General features: G+C 57.9%; 2 rRNA genes. Both read left to right on the top strand.

What is annotated here, in order from left to right:
* Nucleotides 1–53 precede the first annotated feature (53 nt).
* Nucleotides 54–1,580, top strand: a 16S ribosomal RNA gene (locus B9S61_RS19200).
* 312 nt (nucleotides 1,581–1,892) lie between these two features.
* A 23S ribosomal RNA gene (locus B9S61_RS19195) occupies nucleotides 1,893–5,018 on the top strand.
* The 16S and 23S rRNA genes sit together here, the layout of an rRNA operon.
* The last annotated feature ends 30 nt before the right edge of the window (nucleotides 5,019–5,048 follow it).

Below are 5,048 nucleotides of genomic sequence, written 5' to 3'. Positions count from 1 at the left end.
ATTCCTCCGGTGGTTCCGCTCTCGTGATGTGTGCACCCGATTACGGGTAAACATTCACGGAGAGTTTGATCCTGGCTCAGGACGAACGCTGGCGGCGTGCTTAACACATGCAAGTCGAACGATGAACCACTTCGGTGGGGATTAGTGGCGAACGGGTGAGTAACACGTGGGCAATCTGCCCTGCACTCTGGGACAAGCCCTGGAAACGGGGTCTAATACCGGATACTGACCCTCACGGGCATCTGTGAGGGTCGAAAGCTCCGGCGGTGCAGGATGAGCCCGCGGCCTATCAGCTTGTTGGTGAGGTAATGGCTCACCAAGGCGACGACGGGTAGCCGGCCTGAGAGGGCGACCGGCCACACTGGGACTGAGACACGGCCCAGACTCCTACGGGAGGCAGCAGTGGGGAATATTGCACAATGGGCGAAAGCCTGATGCAGCGACGCCGCGTGAGGGATGACGGCCTTCGGGTTGTAAACCTCTTTCAGCAGGGAAGAAGCGAAAGTGACGGTACCTGCAGAAGAAGCGCCGGCTAACTACGTGCCAGCAGCCGCGGTAATACGTAGGGCGCGAGCGTTGTCCGGAATTATTGGGCGTAAAGAGCTCGTAGGCGGCTTGTCACGTCGGTTGTGAAAGCCCGGGGCTTAACCCCGGGTCTGCAGTCGATACGGGCAGGCTAGAGTTCGGTAGGGGAGATCGGAATTCCTGGTGTAGCGGTGAAATGCGCAGATATCAGGAGGAACACCGGTGGCGAAGGCGGATCTCTGGGCCGATACTGACGCTGAGGAGCGAAAGCGTGGGGAGCGAACAGGATTAGATACCCTGGTAGTCCACGCCGTAAACGGTGGGCACTAGGTGTGGGCGACATTCCACGTCGTCCGTGCCGCAGCTAACGCATTAAGTGCCCCGCCTGGGGAGTACGGCCGCAAGGCTAAAACTCAAAGGAATTGACGGGGGCCCGCACAAGCGGCGGAGCATGTGGCTTAATTCGACGCAACGCGAAGAACCTTACCAAGGCTTGACATACACCGGAAAGCATTAGAGATAGTGCCCCCCTTGTGGTCGGTGTACAGGTGGTGCATGGCTGTCGTCAGCTCGTGTCGTGAGATGTTGGGTTAAGTCCCGCAACGAGCGCAACCCTTGTCCCGTGTTGCCAGCAAGCCCTTCGGGGTGTTGGGGACTCACGGGAGACCGCCGGGGTCAACTCGGAGGAAGGTGGGGACGACGTCAAGTCATCATGCCCCTTATGTCTTGGGCTGCACACGTGCTACAATGGCCGGTACAATGAGCTGCGATACCGCGAGGTGGAGCGAATCTCAAAAAGCCGGTCTCAGTTCGGATTGGGGTCTGCAACTCGACCCCATGAAGTCGGAGTCGCTAGTAATCGCAGATCAGCATTGCTGCGGTGAATACGTTCCCGGGCCTTGTACACACCGCCCGTCACGTCACGAAAGTCGGTAACACCCGAAGCCGGTGGCCCAACCCCTTGTGGGAGGGAGCTGTCGAAGGTGGGACTGGCGATTGGGACGAAGTCGTAACAAGGTAGCCGTACCGGAAGGTGCGGCTGGATCACCTCCTTTCTAAGGAGCACTTCTAGGCTGCTTCGGCAGTCCAGGGGCCAGTTCATCGGCGAACGTCCGGTGCTGGTTGCTCATGGGTGGAACGTTGACTATTCGGTCCTGTTTCTCGGGCCGGTGGCTGCAAGTACTGCTCTTCGGAGCGTGGAACGCACGATCACCGGACGGGGCGGGGCCGGGCACGCTGTTGGGTGTCTGAAGGTACGGCCGCAAGGTCTGTCTTCAGTCGCCGGCCCCAGTGAACTTGCCTGTGAGGGCAGGGTGATGGGTGGTTGGTCGTTGTTTGAGAACTGCACAGTGGACGCGAGCATCTGTGGCCAAGTTTTTAAGGGCGCACGGTGGATGCCTTGGCACCAGGAACCGATGAAGGACGTGGGAGGCCACGATAGTCCCCGGGGAGCCGTCAACCAGGCTTTGATCCGGGGGTTTCCGAATGGGGAAACCCGGCAGTCGTCATGGGCTGTCACCCTTGCCTGAACACATAGGGCAAGTGGAGGGAACGCGGGGAAGTGAAACATCTCAGTACCCGCAGGAAGAGAAAACAACCGTGATTCCGGGAGTAGTGGCGAGCGAAACCGGATGAGGCCAAACCGTATGCGTGTGAGACCCGGCAGGGGTTGCGCATACGGGGTTGTGGGATCTCTCTTGACCAGTCTGCCGGCTGGTCGACGAGTCAGAAACCGTTGATGTAGGCGAAGGACATGCGAAAGGTCCGGCGTAGAGGGTAAGACCCCCGTAGTCGAAACATCAGCGGCTCGTTTGAGAGACACCCAAGTAGCACGGGGCCCGAGAAATCCCGTGTGAATCTGGCGGGACCACCCGCTAAGCCTAAATATTCCCTGGTGACCGATAGCGGATAGTACCGTGAGGGAATGGTGAAAAGTACCGCGGGAGCGGAGTGAAATAGTACCTGAAACCGTGTGCCTACAAGCCGTGGGAGCGTCGCGTTGAGTGCTTGCACTCAACGTCGTGACTGCGTGCCTTTTGAAGAATGAGCCTGCGAGTTTGCGGTGTGTTGCGAGGTTAACCCGAGTGGGGAAGCCGTAGCGAAAGCGAGTCCTAATAGGGCGTTTCAGTAGCACGCTCAAGACCCGAAGCGGAGTGATCTAGCCATGGGCAGGTTGAAGCGGAGGTAAGACTTCGTGGAGGACCGAACCCACCAGGGTTGAAAACCTGGGGGATGACCTGTGGTTAGGGGTGAAAGGCCAATCAAACTCCGTGATAGCTGGTTCTCCCCGAAATGCATTTAGGTGCAGCGTCGTGTGTTTCTTGCCGGAGGTAGAGCACTGGATAGGCGATGGGCCCTACCGGGTTACTGACCTTAGCCAAACTCCGAATGCCGGTAAGTGAGAGCGCGGCAGTGAGACTGTGGGGGATAAGCTCCATGGTCGAGAGGGAAACAGCCCAGAGCATCGACTAAGGCCCCTAAGCGTACGCTAAGTGGGAAAGGATGTGGAGTCGCACAGACAACCAGGAGGTTGGCTTAGAAGCAGCCACCCTTGAAAGAGTGCGTAATAGCTCACTGGTCTAGTGATTCCGCGCCGACAATGTAGCGGGGCTCAAGCGTACCGCCGAAGTCGTGTCATTGCAGCATATACGGCCAACGCCGGCTGTGATGGGTAGGGGAGCGTCGTGTGCCGGGTGAAGCAGCCGCGGAAGCGAGTTGTGGACGGTTCACGAGTGAGAATGCAGGCATGAGTAGCGATACAAACGTGAGAAACGTTTGCGCCGATTGACTAAGGGTTCCTGGGTCAAGCTGATCTGCCCAGGGTAAGTCGGGACCTAAGGCGAGGCCGACAGGCGTAGTCGATGGATAACCGGTTGATATTCCGGTACCCGCTGTGAAGCGTCAAACATCGAATCCAGTGATGCTAAGCCCGTGAAGCCGCCGGCTGAGTCTTCGGACGAGGTCGGAGTGGTGGAGCCGGTGACCCGAGCTGGTAGTAGGTGAGTGATGGGGTGACGCAGGAAGGTAGTCCATCCCGGGCGGTGGTTGTCCCGGGGTAAGGGTGTAGGCCGGACGGTAGGTAAATCCGCCGTTCATTAAGGCTGAGACCTGATGCCGAGCCGATTGTGGTGAAGTGGATGATCCTATGCTGTCGAGAAAAGCCTCTAGCGAGTTTTATGGCGGCCCGTACCCTAAACCGACTCAGGTGGTCAGGTAGAGAATACCGAGGCGTTCGGGTGAACTATGGTTAAGGAACTCGGCAAAATGCCCCCGTAACTTCGGGAGAAGGGGGGCCATCACTGGTGAGAGGACTTGCTCCTCGAGCTGGGGGTGGCCGCAGAGACCAGCGAGAAGCGACTGTTTACTAAAAACACAGGTCCGTGCGAAGCCGTAAGGCGATGTATACGGACTGACGCCTGCCCGGTGCTGGAACGTTAAGGGGACCGGTTAGTCACTCTTCGGGGTGGCGAAGCTGAGAACTTAAGCGCCAGTAAACGGCGGTGGTAACTATAACCATCCTAAGGTAGCGAAATTCCTTGTCGGGTAAGTTCCGACCTGCACGAATGGCGTAACGACTTCTCGACTGTCTCAACCATAGGCCCGGTGAAATTGCACTACGAGTAAAGATGCTCGTTTCGCGCAGCAGGACGGAAAGACCCCGGGACCTTTACTACAGTTTGATATTGGTGTTCGGTTCGGCTTGTGTAGGATAGCTGGGAGACTGTGAACTCTGGACGCCAGTTCAGGGGGAGTCGTCGTTGAAATACCAGTCTGGTCGTGCTGGATGTCTAACCTGGGTCCGTGATCCGGATCAGGGACAGTGTCTGATGGGTAGTTTAACTGGGGCGGTTGCCTCCTAAAGAGTAACGGAGGCGCCCAAAGGTTCCCTCAGCCTGGTTGGTAATCAGGTGTTGAGTGTAAGTGCACAAGGGAGCTTGACTGTGAGACCGACGGGTCGAGCAGGGACGAAAGTCGGGACTAGTGATCCGGCGGTGGCTTGTGGAAGCGCCGTCGCTCAACGGATAAAAGGTACCCCGGGGATAACAGGCTGATCTTCCCCAAGAGTCCATATCGACGGGATGGTTTGGCACCTCGATGTCGGCTCGTCGCATCCTGGGGCTGGAGTCGGTCCCAAGGGTTGGGCTGTTCGCCCATTAAAGCGGTACGCGAGCTGGGTTTAGAACGTCGTGAGACAGTTCGGTCCCTATCCGCTGTGCGCGTAGGAGTCTTGAGAAGGGCTGTCCCTAGTACGAGAGGACCGGGACGGACGAACCTCTGGTGTGCCAGTTGTCCTGCCAAGGGCATGGCTGGTTGGCTACGTTCGGGAGGGATAACCGCTGAAAGCATCTAAGCGGGAAGCCTGCTTCGAGATGAGGACTCCCACCTCCTAGAGAGGGTAAGGCTCCCAGTAGACGACTGGGTTGATAGGCCGGATATGGAAGCACCGTAAGGTGTGGAGTTGACCGGTACTAATAGGCCGAGGGCTTGTCCTCAGTTGCTCGCGTCCACTGTGTTGGTTCTGA

The organism is Streptomyces sp. SM1, from assembly GCF_002910825.1.
Classification (GTDB): domain Bacteria; phylum Actinomycetota; class Actinomycetes; order Streptomycetales; family Streptomycetaceae; genus Streptomyces; species Streptomyces okerensis.
This window is presented reverse-complemented; position numbering and strand designations above follow the sequence as displayed.